The following is a 20,949-nucleotide window of genomic DNA, read 5'->3' as shown; positions in this document are numbered from 1 at the left end:
CATTTACAAAAAAAACAAAATTATGGTATTAAGTAGATTTTGGTTGGCTATTTTTATTTCTTCAATTGTCTTTATTGTAATCAGCTTGTTTACTGCCAATACGTATACTATTGATTATGTTTTGAATGGAAAAAAAGACGATCCGATCCTGATTTCAGAAAAATACATCGAGCAACTTCCTGCTTTTATCAAAGACAGCATCAAAAAAGCACCGGATCAAACGCTAATCATCAATCGTGATACGCTTAATGCCGATACCACTTATGTTTATAAAAACAAAACCGTAAAAATTTTCAGTGGTGTCCAAAAATCAGATGGTTTATTGCCTACCTGCAAAAGTACACTACTTGATTTGGTTTTACCGCTTATGGCTTATTTAGCCTTCTTCTGCGGGTTGATGGAACTTTTAATTATTTCGGGAGCATCCGGAAAACTGGCAAAAGCCTTGAGTCCGGTTTTCGTAAAAGTATTCCCGAGTATTCCTAAAAATCACCCGTCTATCTCTTATATGACCCTAAACTTTGCGGCGAACTTTTTAGGATTAGATTCTGCGGCCACTCCGTTTGGTTTAAAAGCCATGGAAAGTTTACAGGAAATTAACCCCGACAAAGACAAAGCCAGTGATGCTCAGATTATGTTTATGTGTCTGCATGCTTCGGGTCTTACTTTAATCGCAACTTCGATTATTGGTTATCGTGCTGCGGCCAACGCCAGCAATCCTGCCGATGTAATGCTACCGTGTATTATTACTTCGTTTATTGGTACTATTGCTGCTTTTCTAATCGTTGGAATCAAACAGAAAATCAATTTCAAAAGCGCTTCCCTGCTTATTGGTTTAATGGTACTAATTGCAGCCATTGTCGGTTTATTGATGTACGTAAATCACTTGGACTTAATTGGAAAAAACTACTTTACCTCTAATCTTTCGGGATTAATATTGGTTGGAATTATCGCTTTTACTTTGATTTTTTCATTCCTTCATGAGAAAAAATTTACCGAAGCCAGTACGACGGTTTTTGATGCTTTTGTGGTTGGAGCCAATAATGGTGTTAAAACCGGAGTAACTATTTTTCCTTATGTTTTAGGGATGTTGGTTGCCATTTCTTTATTCAGAAACAGTGGTTTATTTGAAATCATCAGTGATAGTATTGCTTTTATCTTTTCGAATATGGGCGTAAACAAACAAATTACAGATGCATTACCGGTAGCCATGTTACGTCCTTTTAGTTCTGCAGGATCAAGAGGTTTCTTAATTGACTCGATGAATACGTTTGGTGCAGATTCGTTAACAGGAAGACTAAGCAGTATTTTTCAATGCAGCGCAGAAAGTACTTTTTATGTAATAGCCGTTTACTTTGGTTCTGTAAACATTAAAAATACCCGTTATGCTCTGGGCACTATGCTTTTGGTGGATGTAATCTGTGTGATTACCGCTATTTTTGTGGCGAGCTGGTTTTTCTAAAATCAATATAAATCATTATAAATTAACCGGATTAAAATACGATTGTACCAAATGTGACGAGCCGAATGGCTCTTGAATTGGTTATGTTTATTTTTTAAATCGCATTAAAACATTGATCTACAAAACAAGTCGAGCCGATGGCTCTTGATTTGTGATACGCTTTTTTAACCAAATCGAAATACGGATAAACAATATGGGCCGAGCCGAATGGCTCTTGAATTGGTTATGTTTTTTTTTAATCGCATTAAAACATTAATCTACAAAACAAGTCGAGCCGATGGCTCTTGATTTGTGATACCCATTTTTAACCAAATTAAAATACGGATAAACAATATGGGCCGAGCCGAATGGCTCTTGAATTGGTTATGTTTTTTTTTAATCGCATTAAAACATTAATCTACAAGACAAGTCGAGCCGATGGCTCTTGATTTGTGATACCCATTTTTAACCAAATTAAAATGTGGATAAACATTTTGGGCGAGCCGAATGGCTCTTGAATTGGTTATTCATTCTCTTGAAACCCCATTAAAACATCTATCTACAAGACAAGTCGAGCCGATGGCTCTTGATCTGTGATACGCTTTTTTAACCAAATCGAAATACGGATAAACAATATGGGCCGAGCCAAATGGCTCTTGAATTGGTTATTCATTCTCTTGAAACCGTATTAAAATATCGATCTACAAAACAAGACGAGCCGATGGCTCTTTAATTTACTGTGCGTTTTTTTTCCTCGTTATAACATCAATCTACATACAAAGAGAGCAGAATGGTCTCTATTTATTCTATCTGGATTTCGACATAACAAAAAATTTAACACGTTAAAATTTACAAAATTAACTTTTAAATATCCATAAATTCCGTAGGAATGATTTATTTTGTAACAAGGGATTTTAATCCCTTGTTAAACGTAACCTATCATAAAGTTCCGTAGGAACGGCTCATATAATATCGCTTCAAATGGCAAATACTTATCATCAAATTTATATTCAGGTCGTCTTTGCCGTAAAATACAGAAGAGCTGTAATGGAAGAAGAATGGAGACCAAAACTATTCAGTGTAATTGGGAATCTTATAAATGAATCCGGATGTAAAACAATTATAATTAATGGTGTTGAAGATCACATTCACTGCTTCTTTGGATTAAACCCAACTACTTCTATTTCTGAACTGATGAAAGTTGTAAAAGCAAAATCTTCAAAATATATCAATGATCATAAACTGACAAAGTCAAGATTTGAATGGCAAAGAGGATATGGCGCATTTTCCTATAGTCAATCGCAAATTGATTCTGTTTACAAATATGTCCAAAATCAAAAAGAACATCATAAAAAACAAACTTTCAACAAAGAATACTTAGCATATTTGAATAAATTTAAAATTCAATACGACGAAAAATATATCTTTGAAGGACTAAAGTAAGACCATGAAAATTCAATACTTATTTATATTAGCTTTTTTTATAAGCTGTCAAAAAGAAAAAAACATAGCAGATATCCCATCTGTTGCTAATCAGGAAAACAAAACTGAAGAAGTCACAATTGCAAAAGAAAACTTCCTAAAAACAGATACAATTTCATTTTATGAAACTGCGGGAACAACAAAAAACAGTTATATTCTGGCACACCTTTTAAACCAAAAAATAGACAAGGACAGTGTTGTAACAGGAAACTATCAACTTGATTTTTATCGAAACAAAATCAAAACTGCCTCTTCAAAATTAACGATTAAAGGGACTACGGAAGGATCTGAATGGAGTGCTTCTTATGGATTGTCTGCTTCTGATGCCAAAAACAGTTCTTTTATACAAATTAGCTATGGATATCCAGCCTGTGGATATGCCCATGACAACTATCTTTACCAGCTAAACAACAATAACTTAGAACTTCTACACGAATGGATAACAATGTCTGATAGCGGTTGGGGAAGTTCGGTTGAATTCACAAATCCGAGTGGGAAATCAAACCCCGATTTCTTTTATTGCAAAAGAGTTGCATTTGAACCGGATGATGAAAACGAGGAAATGGGCTATGAAAAACATTATGATTCAATCGTTTTTCAGTTAAAAAATAAGCTCTGGACCAAAAAAATGCTTTCTGTTGAAGACAAACCTTACTTTGAAAAAAAGAGGTCTTTTGACGAATTCCACAAACAACAATAAACTCTTTCAGAGCCCTTATTCAAAATCTTTCTAAGGTAAATAATTTCTAACTTTGTAAAAAAACAAAGCAATGATTGATTTTATATACCAAGACCCTTATCCTATTTTGAAGGATGAGACGCAATACCGCAAAATCACTTCCGATTTTGTAAAAGTGGAACAATTTGGGGAACGTGAAATCCTGACTGTTGATCCAAAAGGATTAGAATTATTAGCTGAAGAAGCCTTAACAGATGTTTCGTTTATGCTAAGGACGACGCACTTACAAAAACTTCGCAACATCTTAGACGATCCCGAGGCTACAGACAATGATCGTTTTGTGGCTTATAACTTATTACAAAATGCTTCTGTTGCAGCCGAAGGTCAGTTACCTAGTTGCCAAGATACAGGAACAGCGATTGTAATGGCCAAAAAAGGAGAAAATATTTTCACCGGAGTGGATGATGCAGAATGGTTGAGTAGAGGAATTTTCAACACTTACCAAAAACGCAACTTGCGTTATTCGCAGATTGTTCCGATTTCGATGTTTGAAGAAAAGAACTCAGGATCAAACCTTCCGGCACAAATTGATATCTATTCTAAAAAAGGCGCTTCTTACGAGTTTTTGTTTATGGCAAAAGGAGGCGGATCTGCCAACAAAACCTTTTTGTACCAAAAAACAAAATCGCTTTTAAATGATAAAGCAATGGATGAATTCATCCGTGAAAAAATAAAGGATTTAGGAACTTCGGCTTGTCCTCCGTACCATTTAGCTTTGGTAATTGGTGGAACTTCGGCAGAAGCGAACTTAGGTGCCGTTAAAAAGGCATCTGCAGGGTACTACGATCACTTACCGACTTCCGGAAACATGGCCGGTCAGGCTTTCCGTGATTTAGAATGGGAAGAACGTGTACAGAAAATTTGCCAGGAAAGTGCAATTGGTGCTCAGTTTGGGGGTAAATATTTCACACACGATGTTCGCGTAATTCGTTTGCCACGTCACGCCGCTTCTTGTCCGGTTGGATTAGGGGTTTCTTGTTCTGCTGACAGAAATATCAAAGGAAAAATTACTAAAGACGGAATCTACGTTGAGCAATTAGAAGTAAATCCAAAGCAATTTTTACCAGAAACAGCTCCACATTTAGAAGCTCCGGTTGAAATTGATCTGGACATGCCAATGGCCGATATTTTAGCAAAACTGACTCAGTACCCAATTAAAACCCGTTTAAAACTGAACGGAACTGTAATTGTTGCCCGTGACATCGCACATGCTAAAATTATGGAGTTATTGGAAGCCGGAAAACCAATGCCGGAATATTTCAAAAACCATCCGGTTTATTATGCCGGTCCTGCAAAAACTCCGGAAGGAATGGCTTCAGGAAGTTTTGGACCAACAACAGCGGGTCGTATGGATGTTTATGTAGATGAATTTCAAAAACATGGCGGAAGCATGATTATGCTGGCAAAAGGAAACCGATCTAAACAAGTTACAACAGCTTGTAACAAATATGGTGGATTCTATTTAGGTTCTATCGGTGGTCCTGCAGCAATTTTGGCACAGGATAATATTCTTAAAGTAGAAGTTGTGGATTTTGAAGAATTAGGAATGGAAGCGGTTCGTAAAATTACAGTTAAAGATTTCCCTGCTTTTATTATTACAGATGATAAGGGAAATGATTTCTTTGAAAATCTATAATACCTAACTGCTTAACCACTTAACCGCAAGGAACGCTAGGTTTTTGCGCAAGGTTCGCAAGGGTTTTTATATTACAAATACATTAAAAGGTACAGCTTAAAACTGTGCCTTTTGTTTTTTTTAACACTTCACAAAAACATTAGAGCTTGTAAAATGATTTGAGACCAATTTTGTTAGATTTGTTTAACAGAATATACTAATTGTGTATAAGTAAGAATTTAACCTGTGAAGCCAATAATTTTTTAATAAATATGAATAAAACATTTAAAATCAGAGCAACCGGATTTCAAGAAATAAAAAAACAACTATTAATCAAATCTATACCTATTCTCTTGTTATCTATTACTTTTGGAATCGCGATGGTTTTTTTTAATGTGGAAGCAAAAGAAGATTTATTTGCTGCCCTACCGTTTATAATTCCTATTTTTCTTTTTTCCCTAGGTTATGGTCTTTTCATAGGTTTAAAAAGACAGAAATTACTATTCGAAAGTTACAAACTAGTCTTTCTGGAAAGCACAGTGACTAGAGAGCAACATAACACACCAACAATCAATATTCAATTTGATGACATTAAATCTATAATTAAGAATAAAAACGGAAGTTATACCATCAGCGGAAAAACGAGTATAGGAAATATTCTAATTCCTTCGCAAATTGAAGACTGTGAGAATTTAGAAATGCTCTTTAGTAAAATTAAACCAATTGAGGAGCTTAGTCAACCCACGTTTGAGGAAAAATACACAACTCTGATAACAGTATTTACGCTAATTTGCATGGCTGTTGTTTATGTCTCATTTGATAAAATTCTTGTTGGAACTTGCGGACTAATTGTAACCATTCTTTTAATTAGATCATTCTTCCAAATTAGAAAAAATAAGAATATTGATAATAAAACAAAAAGGAGTAGTTATTATGTGCTTTTAGTTATCGCATCTATTATTGCAGTAACAATTATGAAAATTACTGCTTTCTAGTTTCGAAAAAAGCACGCATTGCTCAAGTATATCGGTTAAAATATAAAACCTACATCTCTTAACGGTTCACTAAAGTTGGCAGAAAATCGGAAGATAATAAATTATAAAACCGCTTTAGATGGCGGTTTTTCTTTTCAGTATTAATCAACTATACATTCAAATCTTCTTTCTCAAAAGCGATAAAATGTGATAGTTTTCCTTTTAGGTTGAAAACGGGAGAGGCTGATATTTTACATTTATAGGTTCTGCCATCTTTTTTATAGTTTTTGATGGTTTTCTCAAACGGGATTTGCAATTCGATTGCTTTTTTTATTTCTTTCAAATCTGTTTTAGAAGTTGCTGCCCCCTGAAACATCTTTGGCGTATTGCCGAGAACCTCACTTTCTGTGTATCCTGTCATTCTTTTTATTCCGCTTGATGCAAAGATGATTTTTAGATCCGGATCGGTTATCAGAACTACTTCTTCCTTTATACGCTCCGTTATGTTCAGCTTTTCTTCATTCCACCCAAATTGAACGGAGATCTCCTTTACTTTCTTCAAATCAGCAAAAGCGACCTTCAGCTCATTTAAATACTCGTAGTGAAAATCCCATGCTAAAATAGGGACTGAAGTATGATTGGAAATTTCTTCTAACTTGGCTTTTTTCATTGTAAATAATTTAAGAACAAACTATTTCTTTATAAAGATAACGAGAAAATTCATCACAAAACAAACATGCTGGTTATTTAATATTACTTTAAACAATCAAAATGCGAATTTCAATTGAACTACAACTGCTTTCTTCTCTTCTGTATTGAGATTATTCAAAGAAATTCCGAGTAGTCTAACGGAATCCTTCATCTTTTCCTGATACAATAACTCTTCGACCGTTTCCAAAATCAGGCTTTTATCGGCAATAAAATAGGGTAGTGTTTTACTTCTTGTCTGTTGGGTAAAATCACTGTATTTGATTTTGAGCGTCACCGTTTTACCCGAAATATTGTATTTTTTTAAGCGTCTTTCTAAGGAAGTAGCAATTCGGTCAAGCTGTTCCAACATAAAAATTTCCGAAGATAAATTCACATCAAAAGTGTGTTCAGCAGCTACCGATTTTGTCACACGATGCGGTTTTACTTCACTATTATGAATACCACGAACGACTTTGTAATAGAAGGCACCGGATTTTCCGAAATGTTTTTCCAAAAACTCCAATGATTTACTCTTGAGCTCCATTCCGGTAAAAATACCCAATTGGTACATTTTTTCTGTAGTTACTTTTCCAACTCCATAAAACTTACGAATCGGTAATACTTCCAAAAAAGCGAGGATCTCATCGGGATTTACGGTTTTCTGTCCGTTTGGTTTATTATAATCGCTGGCAATTTTAGCCACGAACTTATTGACTGAAATTCCTGCAGAAGCTGTAATACCCACTTCATTAAAAATTCTTAATCTGATTTCCTGAGCCAGTAAACCGGCACTTGGATTTCCTTTTTTATTTTGGGTTACATCAAGATAGGCTTCATCAAGCGAAAGCGGTTCAACCAAATCGGTATATTCATGAAAAATCTCATGAATTTTATTCGAAATCTCTTTGTAACGGTCAAAACGGGGTCGGACAAAAATAATATCGGGACAATATTTTTTGGCCAGAACACCACTTATGGCACTTCGAACACCAAACTTTCGGGCTTCATAACTTGCCGCCGAGACTACTCCTCTATTCTCTGATCCGCCAACAGCAACGGGTTTCCCGCGCAAAGCAGGGTTATCCATTTGCTCTACCGATGCATAAAAAGCATCCATATCAATATGGATAATTTTTCGATATACTGGCGTTTCAGACATGCTACAAATTTAAGCAGTTTTATCGCTTTCAAACACAAAAAAAGCTTCGCAATTGCGAAGCTTTTAATCACCTTAAAAAACAGAAATTATTTCTTGATGAATTTTTTAGTAACTCTTTTTTGACCGCTGTTCAATTCGATAACATAGATGCCGGCATTTAATTTACTTACATCAATCGGATTATCGGATAATTGACCTGAGCCAACTTGTTGTCCTAAAGTATTTATAATTTTAAAAGTAGATCCGGTTTTCCCTAAAGAAGAAACATTTAGTTCCTTATCAGCAGGATTTGGATAGATAGCAAATTCAGAACTTACGGCACTTGCATCTGCAACCAATTCAGTAATAGCAACAGGCCCTGAAGCTGTAATGTTTACCGAATAATCTTCTACTTGTCCATAAGAAAAAGCCTCACAAGAAGTTGGAATTCCGTTGTATTTCATAGAAACTCTCAGTCTTGTTGTTCCTAAAGTTGCCGTTGCAGGAATTGTAATTGTTCCTGTAACCGGAGTAGTTTTAGAAGTCGCTTTTGTCCATACCGTTTCTCCTGCATCAGAGAAATCACCATCCTGATTGTAATCAATAAACACTGCATAACCTTCGGTATAAACCGTAGCAGTCCATGATGGTGTGATTGTGATTGTATAAGCAGTTCCCTGAGCTGCGTTAGAAGAAATCGCAGTAAAGTTTTCATAACCTGCTGTTCCTGTAGAAGTATTATTAATGGTTCCAAATACTACTTTACCAATTTTTTCGTCTGCAGTACTGTTTCCTTTAGAAGCACAATACGTTACACCAGCAGCCAATGTAGTAACATTTACCGTATTACTGGCCGCAGAAACATTTCCTGCAGCATCTTTAGCTTTTACAGAAAAGGTATAAGCTGTTAGCGCTGTAAGTCCGGTTACGGTATAATTTGTTGTCGTAGCTGTTCCTTTTAGCGTAGTGCCTTGATAAACATCGTATCCTGTTACGGCAACATTATCTGTAGAAGCTGTCCAGGTTAAATTTGTTGTAGTTCCTGTTGTTCCTGAAGCTGCCAAAGAAGCTGGTGCTGAAGGAGGCGTTGTATCACCAGATCCTACATATGCTGCTCCAACCCCAACTGCATAAAACGCATTTGTTGTTGCAATAACCTCTGCAGAACCTGCTCCGTATAAATCAATAGCCGATTGAATTCCGGAAGTTCTTGCATTTGCAAAAGTAGAATTGGATGTTAAATAAACACTTTCTAAACGGTACGCAATTTTTGCCGCCTTATCAATTGTTATTCCGGTAACGTTATAAACACTTCCGATATCATTTGTTCCTGATTTACCTACGGACAATATATAAAACCAGTGGTTTAATACTCCTGAATTGGTATGAACACCACAATAATCATTACTGTTTGTTGGCGTACAATTTACGTTTTTCCAATAGGTTCCTCCATAAGTGTCCGGTTGTCCTTCTGAATTTGGATCACTCATAGAACGTAAAGCCGCATGCCCTGATCTTCTTTCGATATCTTCTCCAACCAACCAAGTTCCTTTTGTTGGTGCTGCACGATACTCGATACAAGCTCCCCAGATATCAGAAAACCCTTCGTTCATCGCTCCAGATTCTTTTTGGTAAGCCAAATTAGCTGTGTAAGTACAAACGGCATGACCAATTTCGTGACCTGCAACATCCATGGCAGTCAAAATATCAAATCCTCCTGTTCCGGAACCATCACCATAGGTCATAACACTTCCGTTCCAGAATGCATTATTATTGTCCGGATAACCCGCTGCAATTAAGTTATAATGCACATAACTTTTAATTTTTGCTCCGGCATTATCAAAACTATTTCTTCCGTGAACAGTAGACCAGTAATCATAAGTCATTTCTGCTCCCCAATGTGCATCCAATGCTCCATTGTCTTTGTTTGTATTATTGTATTCGGCAGCTGTCCAATTATTGTCCGCATCAGTAAAATTGGTTGTAGGATACGTTGCCGTTCTTGAAGAGTTGTACGTCTGAATTCCACCTCCGCGTGTTCCGTCAAGCAAGATGTAAGAAGATCCGCTTAAGGTTGTCTCAATAGTCTGTGTTCCGCTATAACGTGTTGCTGCATTAGCAGAAACAATCGCCATTTTTGATTTTGAACTATTGTCTTTAACAGCAGCTTTTGATTTTCCGTGGCTATTCTCGCCAAGGTGTTTTATGGTAGCATTATAAAACAAAGCCTGTCCTGTTACAGCATCGATATACAAATCACCACGACTTAGCGGGTTTGTAGCATAGATGTCGAATTTATAGGCCAAACGAACTTTGTCTGTAATTCTTTCTACACCCTGATTTTCCATATCCGGCAAGAAAACCAATTCTCCTTTTGGTTTCTTATAATCCATTGCAGCAGCATCTTGTGGAGAATCCCATAAATACTTTTTTGCTCCGGTATGCGCAACCGCTCTGTTAAAAGCCTCTTGTGCAGAAAGTGATGGTTTAATTTTCGCATTTACAATTTTGTAAAACTCACCATTCATAGACTCCAGTTTCCCATTTTTAGAGTGTAAAGTATAATTCGCAAATTCTACTTTAATTCCTTGTTCGTACAACTGAAATTTTTCATGTGTGAAACCTTCGCGATCCGATTCGCTTTTAACTTTTGCAAAAGACTGGTTGTCTTTTAATGCCAATTGCTCTTTAAACACTTTCTCATAATCAGAACCTTTATAGGTTGATTTCTCGTTGAAAGTAATTAAGCTAGGCTCTCCGTTTTCAGATAAACTTTTCTGACTGATTCTTTTGTCTGTCTCCTGAGCTACTGCAGAGAATGAAAATGAAAACGCAACAACGGTTGTTGCCACAATTTTGGGTAAAATACTTTTCATAAGCAAATTTTAATTTTGGTTAGTTAAATTTGGTTAAATATTCATAAATAAAACATGTAAGTAAATACTTTATTTATTTGATAAAAATATATAAATTTTGTTAATTAAACGCCAAATTTTACCTTTTATCGATAAAATGCAACATTTTCCTAAGTAAAAACACCTAAAATTAACAAAGAATCCCAGTATTAACAACACCTTACAGAATAATGACATATTCAATTGAAAACTAACAATTTATAAAAAATAGCATGCTTTTTTAGCTGTTTCAATGTAAGAATGCCAAAAGAAACCTTTTTTGAATGATTTTTTGAAATGAAAAAGCCGGGATTTGACCCCGACTTCTTATTTTGTAAAATAAATCCTAAAACTTTGTACTGAAACTAATCTGACTTAGACCGGTTGATCTTGTTATTTTGGGAGGAGGTTTATAATACTTAATTGAAGTTGCTTGTCCTCCAATCTCTAAAAATTAAAAGATTTGTACAAGTATTATTATGAATAGCCTCCTGCTTTAGCTCAATATCATTTAAGTTAAGATATTCTTTCACGCAGATTTTGCAGATGCCGCGGATTTTTTTCTTTCGTTCCGCTAAAACCTGCGTGAGATTTTCTTTGATAATGCTTAACTTAATGATGTTCTTTCACGCAGATTCAGCAGATTCTGCGGATTTTTTTTATTTCAATCTGCTAAAATATGCGTGAGACTTTTTTTGACAATGCCTAACTTAAATGATATTCTTTCACGCAGATTTTGCAGATTCAACGAATTTTTTCTATTTCAATCTGCTAAAATCTGCGTGAGATTTTCTTTGATAATGCTTAACTCAATGACATTCTTTCACGCAGATTCTGTAGATTCAGCGGATTTTTTTCTTTCGTTCCGCTAAAACCTGCGTGAGATTTTCTTTAATATTGCTTAACTTAATGATGTTCTTTCAAGCAGATTCAGCAGATTCTGCGGATTTTTTTTATTTCAATCTGCTAAAATCTGCGTGAGACTTTTTTTGACAATGCTTATCTTAATGGTATTGATATAAAGCAGAAGGCAATCTAACATAACGCTTCCAATCTTCATGAATTCCAAAGGTTTTACAAATAATTAAATAGATTCAATCGGTTTTTTTTCATAAAAATGCCCCCAAAATAGCGTTTAACTTCTTGAGGGCAATTCATTGTGAGATGGCTTTTAATCTCCTTAAAAACAGAACTTATTTCTTGATGAATTTTTTAGTAACTCTTTTTTGACCGCTGTTGAATTCGATAGTATAAATCCCGGCATTTAATTTACTTACATCAATAGGATTATTAGACAATTGACCTGAGCCAATCTGTTGCCCTAAAGCATTTGTAATTTTAAAAGTAACTCCGCTTTTCGCTATTGAAGAAACATTTAGTTCCTTATCAGTAGGATTCGGATATAAATCAAATTCGGAACCTGGTGCATTTACTTCTCCAACCAATTCATTAATAGCAACAGATCCTGCAGCTGTAATGTTTATGGAATAATCTTCCACTTGTCCGCTAAAAAAAGATTCACAGGCTGTTGGAGTCCCAAAACTTTTCATAGCAACTCTCAATCGTGTTTTTCCCAAAGTAGCCGTTGCCGGAATTGTAATTGATCCTGTAACCGGAGTTGTTTTAGAAGTAGCTTTTGTCCATACCGTTTCTCCTGCATCAGAGAAATCACCATCCTGATTGTAATCAATAAACACAGCATAACCTTCATTACTAGCCCTGTAAGCCCAAAATGGTGTGATTGTAATCGTATTAGCTGATCCCTGAGTTAAGTTGGTAGAAATCGTAGTTAAGTCTTCATAACCGGCTGTTCCTGTAGAAGGATTATCAATTGTTCCAAATACTACTCTACCAATTCTTTCGCTTGCTGCACTGAACGCTTTAGAATCACAGTACACTATTGGAATTGCGGATGTGAAAACATCTACCGCATTACTAGCCACAGAAACATTTCCTGCCGCATCTCTGGCTTTTACAGAAAAGTGATAAGCAGTCTTAGCCGTAAGTCTGGTTACGGTATAGTTTGTTGTAGTGGCAGTTCCTTTTAGCGTACTGCCCTCATAAACATCATATCCTGTAACAGCAACATTATCTGCAGAAGCGGTCCAAGTTAAATTTGTTGTTGTTGCTGTTGTTCCTGAAGCTATCAAAGAAGTTGGTGCTGCAGGAGGCACTATATCTGCCGGTTCTACATAAGCTTCTCCAACCCCAACTGCATAAAATGCATTTGTTGTTGCAATAACCTCTGCAGAATTTGCTCCGTACAAATCAATAGCCGATTGAATTCCGAAAGTTCTTGCATTTGCAAAAGTAGCATTCGCTGTTAAATAAACACTTTCTAAACGGTATGCGATTCTTTCAGCCTTCTCTATTGTTATTCCGCCAACATCGTAAGCACTTCCAATATCATTTGTCCCCGATTTACCAATAGAAAGGATATAAAACCAGTGATTTAATACTCCTGAATTGGTATGTACACCGCAGTAATCATTACTCCTTTGCGGGCTGAAACAATTTACCGATACCCAATTAGTTCCTTTGTAAGTATCCGGTTGTCTTTCAGACTTTGGATCACTCATAGAACGTAAAGCCAAATGACCGTCTCTTTTTTCTATATCTTCTCCAATCAACCAAGTCGATTTTACTGGAGTTGTATGATACTCAATACAAGCTCCCCAGATATCAGAGAAACCTTCGTTCATCGCACCTGATTCTTTCTGGTAGGCCAAATTAGCCGTATGCTCACAAACTGCATGACCAATTTCATGCCCCGCAACATCCAATGAAGTCAGAATATCGAATCCTCCCGCCCCGGAACCGTCCCCATAAGTCATAACAGTTCCGTTCCAGTATGCATTATTATTGTCCGCATAACCCGCTGCAATTAAGTCATAATGCACATAACTTTTAATTTTTGCTCCTGCATTATCATAACTATTTCTTCCGTGTACGGCGGACCAGTAATCATACGTCTTTTCGGCTCCCCAATGTGCATCCAATGCACCATCGTCTTTGTTTGCATTAGCATACTCAGCCGCTGTCCAATTATTATCTGCATCTGTAAAATCAGTTTCTGGGTACGCTGCCGTTCTTGAAGAGTTGTACGTCTGAATTCCGTTTCCTCGTGTTCCGTCAAGCAAAATATAAGAAAACTCGCTTAAGGTTGTTTCAATGGTTTGTGCTGCGTTATAACGTGTTGCTGCATTACCGGAAACCATTGTTGTTTTCGAATTTGAACTATAATCTTTAACAGCAGCTTTAGATTTTCCATGACTATACTCACCAAGATGTTTTATTGTTACGTTATAAAACAAAGCCTGTCCTGTTGCGGCGTCAATATACAAATCACCACGACTTAACGGGTTTGTTGCATAGATGTCAAATTTGTACGCCAAACGAACTTTATCTGAAGTTCTTTCTTTTCCTTGGTTTTCCATATCCGGCAAGAAAACCAACTCTCCTTTTGGCTTCTCATAATTCATTGCGGCAGCATCCTTCGGAGAATCCCACAAATATGTCTTTGCTCCGGTATGTGCAACCGCTCTGTTAAAAGCTTCTTGCGCAGAAAGTGTCGGTTTAATTCTTGCATTTACAATCTTGTAAAATTCACCATTCATGGATTCCAGCCTTCCATTTTTTGAGTGTAAAGAATAATTTGCAAATTCTACTTTAATTCCCTGTTCATACAACTGAAATTTATCATGCGTAAAACCTTCACGATCCGATTCGCTTTTAACTTTTGCAAAGGATTGGTTGTCCCTTAAAGCCAGTTGCTCTTTAAATACTTTTTCAGCGTCAGCACTTTTATAAGTCGACATTTTACTGAAAGTAATTAAACTTGGTACTCCGTTCTCAGATAAACTTTTCTGACTGATTCTTTTATCTTTCTCCTGAGCTACTCCGGATAATGAAAATGCAACAACTGTCATTGTAACAATTTTGGATAAAATACGTTTCATAAGCAATATTTTTTAATTGGTTAAAAATTCACAAATCATTTTGTAGGATTTGCTTTATAAAAATAACTATTTTCGTACGTAAAATAATTAATATTTATACTTTTAAACAAATCACACCTTTAAATCTCTAAAAAAAGGAAAGAAACACAATGTAAATAATACCTTACAAAATAATTAATTACTTAATTGACAACTAACAATTTATAAAAAGTGACATGTGTTTTTCATTTTTAAAAATGTAAGAATATTAAAACAAAGTGTTTTGAGCTGATTTTATGATTTAAAAAAAAAGAATTTGACTCCGTCTTTCAATTTTTCAAAATAAATCTTAGAATAAACCTTTAAATTAATTGGATTGGCGTTTATTAATGATCTTGCTTTTTGAGAAGATCAATATCAATTTGTCAATCCATTACAACGCAAACCCACTGCTGATTTCATCCTTTTTGGCAAACAAACAGCAGAACGTTTTCTCTCCACTATTTTTAAAATATGTTTTTTAGAAAATTCTTCTCCCCACTGATGATTATCAATTTATCTTCTTTATTTTTGTTCTTCTACACGAAAGAAAATAAAATGCGAACATTTGTTATTGGTGACATACATGGAGGTTTACTTGCACTTGAACAGGTGTTGCGTAAGGCTAAGGTTACTCAAAATGATACTCTTATATTTTTAGGCGATTATGTCGATGGATGGAGTCATTCAACTCAGGTAATCGATTTTTTAATTGACCTTAAAAAGAAACAAAAATGCATTTGCATCAGAGGCAATCATGATCAGTTGGCTTTAGACTGGCTAGAAAACAGACATGAGGAATTTGATGAGGAAATGTGGTATAAACATGGCGGAAAAGCCACTGTTGAAGGATATGCTGTTCTTTCTGAAGAACGAAAAGAGGAACATATCGCTTTTTTGGCATCGCTGCAGGATTTTTATCTGGATACTGAAAACCGCTTGTTCATACACGCCGGATATACCAATCTAAGTGGTGTAACTTATGAATTTTTCTCCAAATTATTCTATTGGGACCGAACCCTTTGGGAAACCGCACTTTCTTTAGATCCGAATTTGAAACCCGACGATTTATACTATCCAAAACGATTAACCGTTTACAAAGAAGTATACATCGGTCATACACCGGTGACGCGAATTGGAGAAACCGTTCCCGTACAAAGAGCTTGCGTATGGAACCTTGATACAGGTGCCGCCTTCAAAGGTTCGCTGACTATAATGGATGTTGATACCAAGGAATTCTGGCAAAGTGATCCGTTAAACGAACTGTATTCTAACGAAAAGGGTAGGAATTAAATCTGTAAATGGCTATTTTTGCGCTTTAAAATAATTAATATATAAATTTATGAAAAAGGTAATTACACTTTTGTTTCTGGTAACAGTTGGAATCACACAGGCACAAGAAGCATTTAAAGGAAAAGGTGATGTAAAAGTTAATGTTGGTGCTAATTTACAAAATGGTGGTTCTGGTATTCAGGGTTCTGTAGATTTTGGATTAGGAGAGAATTTCTCGTTTGGTTTTGTTGCTAATTATTTATTAGGAGTAGACAATTTTTCGGGCTTTTACCACAATGATGCAACGTTATACAATGACTCAAAAGCGGATTTCGGTGATCGTTTTGATGCTAAAGCAAGAATCAACGCTAACTTATCAAGCGTGATCGGTATTAAAGAATTAGACGTTTATCCTGGACTAAGTTTAGGTTTACATAATTTCGGAGGTCATGTAGGAGGACGTTATTTCTTCACAGACGGATTTGGAGTATTTACAGAAGTTGGATTCCCTATAGCGAAATACGGTAATAACAATGATCCTTTTTACAACTTAAACAATCAGACTACATTTAGTTTAGGAGCTTCTTTTAATCTATAGTTTTGTTAAGGTTCTTGGAACAAAGGTGCTGAGGTACTAAGCTGCTAAAGCTCTAAGATTCTAAGATTGTTACAACTAAAAAAACCGTCCAAATGGACGGTTTTTTAGTATAAACTATTTTCTAAGATTTTCTCTGTACCTCTGCACCTTGCGAACTTAGCCTTTAAATCGCCATTTCAGGAATATCTCCCTCAATAATCAAATCAGCTTCGGTTGACGCAATGATATGTTCCACAGAAACGCCTGGCGCTCGTTCTAAGAGCTTAAAACCTTTTGGAGTCACTTCTAGAACCGCAAGCTCTGTAACAACCTTTTTAACGCATCCTACACCTGTTAATGGCAAAGTACATTTTTTTAAGATTTTAGATTCGCCGGCTTTATTCACATGCATCATGGCAACGATGATGTTTTCGGCAGAAGCTACTAAATCCATAGCGCCTCCCATCCCTTTTACCATCTTGCCCGGAATCTTCCAATTGGCAATATCTCCATTTTCAGAAACTTCCATCGCACCCAAAATAGTTAAATCTACTTTCTGACTGCGAATCATTCCAAAACTAAAAGCGGAATCAAAGAAACTCGCTCCCGGAAGTGTTGTAATGGTTTGTTTTCCCGCATTAATGATATCGGCATCTTCTTCTCCTGCAAAAGGAAAAGGTCCCATACCCAGAACTCCGTTTTCACTTTGAAACTCTACCGCAATATCTTCTCTGACGTAATTGGCAACCAAAGTCGGAATACCGATACCCAGATTGACAAAATACCTGTCTTTTACTTCTTTAGCAATTCGTTTTGCTATATCTTCTTTTGTTAACATATGTCTTAAATGTATCAATTTAGTAATTAGATAATTGGTCAATTAGATAATTGGATAATGATTTACTTCTGCTGTCTAAACAACGATTACATTTCTCAATTATCTGATGGACAAATTATCACATCTTCTAATTATCTAATTATCTCTGTCTAACAGTACGTTGCTCTATACGTTTCTCAAATTTCTCTCCTTGAAAAATACGTTGCACCATAATTCCCGGAATATGAATCTGATTAGGGTCTAATGTCCCTACCGGAACCAATTCCTCTACTTCAGCAATGGTAATTTTTCCGGCACCGGCCATGCATGCATTAAAATTTCTGGCTGTTCCTTTGAAGATCAGGTTTCCGGCTTCGTCGCCTTTCCATGCTTTTACAATGGCGAAATCTGCTTTGAAAGCTTCTTCCATAATATGCATTTTACCATTGAATTCGCGAACTTCTTTTCCTTCTGCTACTTCAGTTCCATAACCTGCAGGTGTAAAAAAAGCAGGAATTCCGGCTTGTGCTGCACGGGAACGTTCTGCAAGAGTTCCTTGTGGAATAAGCTCTACGTCTAATTCCCCGGAAAGCATCTGACGTTCGAACTCTGCATTTTCACCAACATAAGAAGAGATCATTTTTTTGATTTGCTTTTTTTGTAAAAGCAATCCAAGTCCAAAATCATCAACTCCTGCATTGTTTGAAATACAAGTTAAATCAGAAATTGTGGTCGCAACCAAAGCGGCGATTGTATTTTCAGGGATACCGCAAAGACCGAAACCACCAAACATAATCGTCATGCTGCTTTCAATTCCTTTTATTGCTTCCTGAACATTATTTACTTTTTTTGTAATCATAATAATTAGTCTTTTATTGACAAATAATTTTGATAAAAATACTATATTCTTATCATATTATATCGATTTCGTAAAAAAATAAAACCATAGAACAAAAAAAATCCTTTTGTACTCTTTCCGGTTTGGAAAGCACAAAAGGATTATTTTATTATAAGAAAAAACCGGATTACAATTCGAATTCGTCCGTGTTTTGATCTGTTTGTGTTGTATCTTTTACTACAGCAGGCCTGCTATAACAATCTACTTTTATAGAAAGATTAGCCGGACGTTCAAAATCAGATTTAGAAACCTGAAGCGTCGGATCGGCATAACAAAGTTTCATGAAATAACCCCAAACCGGTAATGCTGCTGTTGCGCCTTGTCCGTAAGTCAAACTTTTGAAACGTGCTGAACGGTCTTCACAACCAACCCAAACTCCCGTTACTAAATTCGGAACCATTCCCATAAACCAACCATCAGACTGGTTTTGTGTTGTTCCTGTTTTACCCGCAATCGGGTTTCTGAACATATAAGGATAACCTGTCCAACGATTATCACCACTTCCACCGCCTTCTGTACGCAAACGCGCCCCTGAACCGGTTTCTGTAACTCCTTGCAGTAATTTGATTACCGCAAAAGCAATATCTTTATTTAAAACGTCGTGTGATTCCGGAATTGGTTCGTAAATAACCTCTCCGCTTTTATTTTCAATACGACTTAAAAACTGTGGTTTTACATAAACTCCCTGATTGGCAAAGGTACTGTAAGCAGCAACCATATCTTCAACTGTAATATCTACCGCTCCCAATGCGATGGAAGGTTGTACAGGAATCTCTGTTTTTACACCTAATTTTTTCGTTAATTCTACAACTGCCTCAGGTCCGGTTCTGTCAATTAATTTCGCAGAAACCGTATTGATAGAATTCGCCAAACCTTGTTTTAAGGTAACCATTCCACGGTATCTGTTGTCGGAATTTCTTGGTTCCCAATCTGCCGTTACGTGGTGACGCCCTTTGTGAATCATAAAGGGTCCATCCAGTATAGAATCACAAGGAGACATATTTAATTGTTCGATAGCAGTAGCATAAACAAAAGGTTTAAAAGTAGACCCAACTTGTCTGGCTCCCTGCCCTACGTGATCGTATTGAAAATATTTATAATTAATTCCACCTACCCACGCTTTAATATTTCCGGTTTGAGGCTCCATCGCCATTACACCTGCTTGTAAAAAATGCTTGTAATAACGGATAGAATCCATTGGAGTCATGATCGTATCGCGCTCTCCTTTCCAGGTAAATATGCGCATTTTTGTTTTAACTTTGAATGAGCTGATAATATCCTCCTCACTTTTATCCAGGTCTTTCATGATCGCCCAACGAGTTGAGTTCTTCATGGCCTGCATCATAATTCGATCGGTTTCAGCCTGCGTAATATTTAAAAAAGGCGCGTTTTTATTGTTTTTCATCTCAATAAAAAACTGCTCCTGAAGATTTTTCATATGAGCCGAAACTGCTTCTTCTGCATATTGCTGCATTCTGGAATCGATAGTAGTGTAGATTTTTAAACCATCTTTGTAGATATCGTAATCCGATCCGTCCGGTTTTTTATTCTCAGCAACCCATTTCTTCATATAATCACGAAGATATTCTCTAAAATAAGTAGCCGTTCCTTCACGGTGGCTCTCCAGTTTAAATTTCAATGCAATTGGCAAAGCTTGTAATCTTACTTTTTCAGCGGAAGAAATCATCTTTGCTTTTTCCATTTGAGAAAGCACCACATTACGACGGTTTTTTACCCCTTCCGGATTTCTAACCGGATTGTAAAGCCCTGAATTTTTGAACATTCCAACTAAGATAGCCGATTCGTCCATCGTTAAATCTTTGGGATCTTTAGAAAAGTAGGTTTGTGCTGCAGAACTCACTCCAACAGAGTAATTTCCGAAGTCGTAAACGTTACAATACATCGCCAAAATTTCATTTTTGGTATATTGTCTTTCCAAGCGAATGGCAATAATCCATTCTTTTATTTTTTGTACAATCCTGAAAGGCAAAAACTTAGACCCTTCACCATGAAACAATTGTTTAGCTAATTGTTGTGTTAATGTACTCGCTCCACCGTTTGTCCCTAAAGTAAAAACGGCTCTTAATGTCCCACGTCCATCAATTCCGGAGTGATCGTAAAAACGGGCATCTTCGGTAGCCACCAAAGCTTCTACCAAACTTTTTGGCAAATCAGAATATTTAAGTTGTGATCTGTTGGTTTTAAAATACTTTCCAATCACCACTCCGTCAGACGAAATGATTTCTGTTGCCAAATTAGAATCCGGGTTTTCTAAATCTTCAAAAGAAGGCATTGACCCAAATAATCCCCATGAAGCAAATAGGAAAAAGGCCAGAACACCTAATAAACTATAAGCAAAAATTCTCCAGAATTTCTTTTTGTAGTAATTAATATCTTTAGTGTTGTTGGTTGCATTGTTTTTTTTAGTAGCCATA

At 36.2% G+C, this 20,949-nt stretch carries 14 protein-coding genes; 7 read left to right on the top strand and 7 right to left on the bottom strand.

Translation table 11 applies throughout. The features are described 5' to 3' along the window. Positions 1-22: 22 nt before the first annotated feature. From ACHRV3_RS16610 to ACHRV3_RS16590, 5 genes are all read left to right on the top strand, one after another. Positions 23-1,462: a nucleoside recognition domain-containing protein gene (locus ACHRV3_RS16610; RefSeq protein ID WP_047776957.1), complete on the top strand. Its 1,440-nt coding sequence runs from the start codon at positions 23-25 to the stop codon at positions 1,460-1,462. A 960-nt stretch (positions 1,463-2,422) separates the two neighbouring features. Then, on the top strand, positions 2,423-2,884 hold the full coding sequence (tnpA, locus tag ACHRV3_RS16605; RefSeq protein WP_395435477.1) for an IS200/IS605 family transposase: 462 nt from the start codon (positions 2,423-2,425) through the stop codon (positions 2,882-2,884). Positions 2,885-2,888: 4 nt separating this feature from the next. After that, a complete protein-coding gene (locus ACHRV3_RS16600; protein WP_395435478.1) occupies positions 2,889-3,623 on the top strand; it encodes a hypothetical protein in 735 nt (244 codons plus the stop codon). A gap of 70 nt (positions 3,624-3,693) precedes the next feature. Beyond that, entirely contained in the window at positions 3,694-5,298 is a 1,605-nt protein-coding gene (locus tag ACHRV3_RS16595; RefSeq protein WP_047776949.1) for a fumarate hydratase, read from the top strand. 251 nt (positions 5,299-5,549) lie between these two features. Next, positions 5,550-6,272 carry a hypothetical protein gene (locus ACHRV3_RS16590; RefSeq protein ID WP_395435479.1) on the top strand — a complete coding sequence of 241 codons (723 nt, stop codon included), beginning with the start codon at positions 5,550-5,552 and terminating at the stop codon, positions 6,270-6,272. Between the two features lie 148 nt (positions 6,273-6,420). Here ACHRV3_RS16590 and ACHRV3_RS16585 read toward each other — a convergent pair whose 3' ends face one another. From ACHRV3_RS16585 to ACHRV3_RS16570, 4 genes are all read right to left on the bottom strand, one after another. After that, positions 6,421-6,921, bottom strand: a complete 501-nt coding sequence (locus tag ACHRV3_RS16585) for a PAS domain-containing protein (protein ID WP_395435480.1) — start codon at positions 6,919-6,921, stop codon at positions 6,421-6,423. 96 nt (positions 6,922-7,017) lie between these two features. Next, positions 7,018-8,100, bottom strand: a complete 1,083-nt coding sequence (gene dinB, locus ACHRV3_RS16580) for a DNA polymerase IV (RefSeq protein WP_230003937.1) — start codon at positions 8,098-8,100, stop codon at positions 7,018-7,020. Positions 8,101-8,186: 86 nt separating this feature from the next. Then, a complete protein-coding gene (locus tag ACHRV3_RS16575) occupies positions 8,187-10,955 on the bottom strand; it encodes a M4 family metallopeptidase (RefSeq protein ID WP_395435481.1) in 2,769 nt (922 codons plus the stop codon). A 1,211-nt stretch (positions 10,956-12,166) separates the two neighbouring features. Next, positions 12,167-14,932, bottom strand: a complete 2,766-nt coding sequence (locus tag ACHRV3_RS16570) for a M4 family metallopeptidase (protein ID WP_395435482.1) — start codon at positions 14,930-14,932, stop codon at positions 12,167-12,169. 576 nt (positions 14,933-15,508) lie between these two features. Here ACHRV3_RS16570 and ACHRV3_RS16565 point away from each other — a divergent pair. After that, positions 15,509-16,243, top strand: coding sequence for a metallophosphoesterase family protein (locus tag ACHRV3_RS16565; RefSeq protein ID WP_395435483.1), 735 nt, complete (start codon positions 15,509-15,511; stop codon positions 16,241-16,243). A gap of 49 nt (positions 16,244-16,292) precedes the next feature. Further along, positions 16,293-16,820 carry a DUF6646 family protein gene (locus ACHRV3_RS16560; RefSeq protein ID WP_395435484.1) on the top strand — a complete coding sequence of 176 codons (528 nt, stop codon included), beginning with the start codon at positions 16,293-16,295 and terminating at the stop codon, positions 16,818-16,820. A 163-nt stretch (positions 16,821-16,983) separates the two neighbouring features. Here ACHRV3_RS16560 and ACHRV3_RS16555 read toward each other — a convergent pair whose 3' ends face one another. From ACHRV3_RS16555 to ACHRV3_RS16545, 3 genes are all read right to left on the bottom strand, one after another. Then, positions 16,984-17,637, bottom strand: coding sequence for a CoA transferase subunit B (locus tag ACHRV3_RS16555; protein WP_047776937.1), 654 nt, complete (start codon positions 17,635-17,637; stop codon positions 16,984-16,986). A 139-nt stretch (positions 17,638-17,776) separates the two neighbouring features. After that, the gene (locus ACHRV3_RS16550; protein ID WP_047776935.1) at positions 17,777-18,475 is read right to left on the bottom strand and encodes a CoA transferase subunit A; all 699 of its coding nucleotides are present in this window, start codon (positions 18,473-18,475) and stop codon (positions 17,777-17,779) included. 166 nt (positions 18,476-18,641) lie between these two features. Beyond that, positions 18,642-20,948, bottom strand: a complete 2,307-nt coding sequence (locus tag ACHRV3_RS16545; protein ID WP_047776933.1) for a penicillin-binding protein 1A — start codon at positions 20,946-20,948, stop codon at positions 18,642-18,644. Between the last annotated feature and the right edge of the window lies 1 nt (position 20,949).

This window comes from Flavobacterium sp. FlaQc-49, assembly GCF_044005985.1.
GTDB lineage: Bacteria > Bacteroidota > Bacteroidia > Flavobacteriales > Flavobacteriaceae > Flavobacterium > Flavobacterium cupriresistens.
Note: the sequence above shows the minus strand (reverse complement) of the source record. Positions and strands in the feature narration are given on the sequence as shown.

What these genes read in the sequence shown, in the direction of transcription:
- ACHRV3_RS16590 (WP_395435479.1), top strand. Translation starts at nt 5,550, where the DNA reads ATGAATAAAACATTTAAAATCAGAGCAACCGGATTTCAAGAAATAAAA.
- ACHRV3_RS16585 (WP_395435480.1), bottom strand. Translation starts at nt 6,921, where the DNA reads ATGAAAAAAGCCAAGTTAGAAGAAATTTCCAATCATACTTCAGTCCCT.
- ACHRV3_RS16550 (WP_047776935.1), bottom strand. Translation starts at nt 18,475, where the DNA reads ATGATTACAAAAAAAGTAAATAATGTTCAGGAAGCAATAAAAGGAATT.
- ACHRV3_RS16555 (WP_047776937.1), bottom strand. Translation starts at nt 17,637, where the DNA reads ATGTTAACAAAAGAAGATATAGCAAAACGAATTGCTAAAGAAGTAAAA.
- tnpA (WP_395435477.1), top strand. Translation starts at nt 2,423, where the DNA reads ATGGCAAATACTTATCATCAAATTTATATTCAGGTCGTCTTTGCCGTA.
- dinB (WP_230003937.1), bottom strand. Translation starts at nt 8,100, where the DNA reads ATGTCTGAAACGCCAGTATATCGAAAAATTATCCATATTGATATGGAT.
- ACHRV3_RS16560 (WP_395435484.1), top strand. Translation starts at nt 16,293, where the DNA reads ATGAAAAAGGTAATTACACTTTTGTTTCTGGTAACAGTTGGAATCACA.
- ACHRV3_RS16565 (WP_395435483.1), top strand. Translation starts at nt 15,509, where the DNA reads ATGCGAACATTTGTTATTGGTGACATACATGGAGGTTTACTTGCACTT.
- ACHRV3_RS16610 (WP_047776957.1), top strand. Translation starts at nt 23, where the DNA reads ATGGTATTAAGTAGATTTTGGTTGGCTATTTTTATTTCTTCAATTGTC.
- ACHRV3_RS16570 (WP_395435482.1), bottom strand. Translation starts at nt 14,932, where the DNA reads ATGAAACGTATTTTATCCAAAATTGTTACAATGACAGTTGTTGCATTT.
- ACHRV3_RS16595 (WP_047776949.1), top strand. Translation starts at nt 3,694, where the DNA reads ATGATTGATTTTATATACCAAGACCCTTATCCTATTTTGAAGGATGAG.
- ACHRV3_RS16600 (WP_395435478.1), top strand. Translation starts at nt 2,889, where the DNA reads ATGAAAATTCAATACTTATTTATATTAGCTTTTTTTATAAGCTGTCAA.
- ACHRV3_RS16545 (WP_047776933.1), bottom strand. Translation starts at nt 20,948, where the DNA reads ATGGCTACTAAAAAAAACAATGCAACCAACAACACTAAAGATATTAAT.
- ACHRV3_RS16575 (WP_395435481.1), bottom strand. Translation starts at nt 10,955, where the DNA reads ATGAAAAGTATTTTACCCAAAATTGTGGCAACAACCGTTGTTGCGTTT.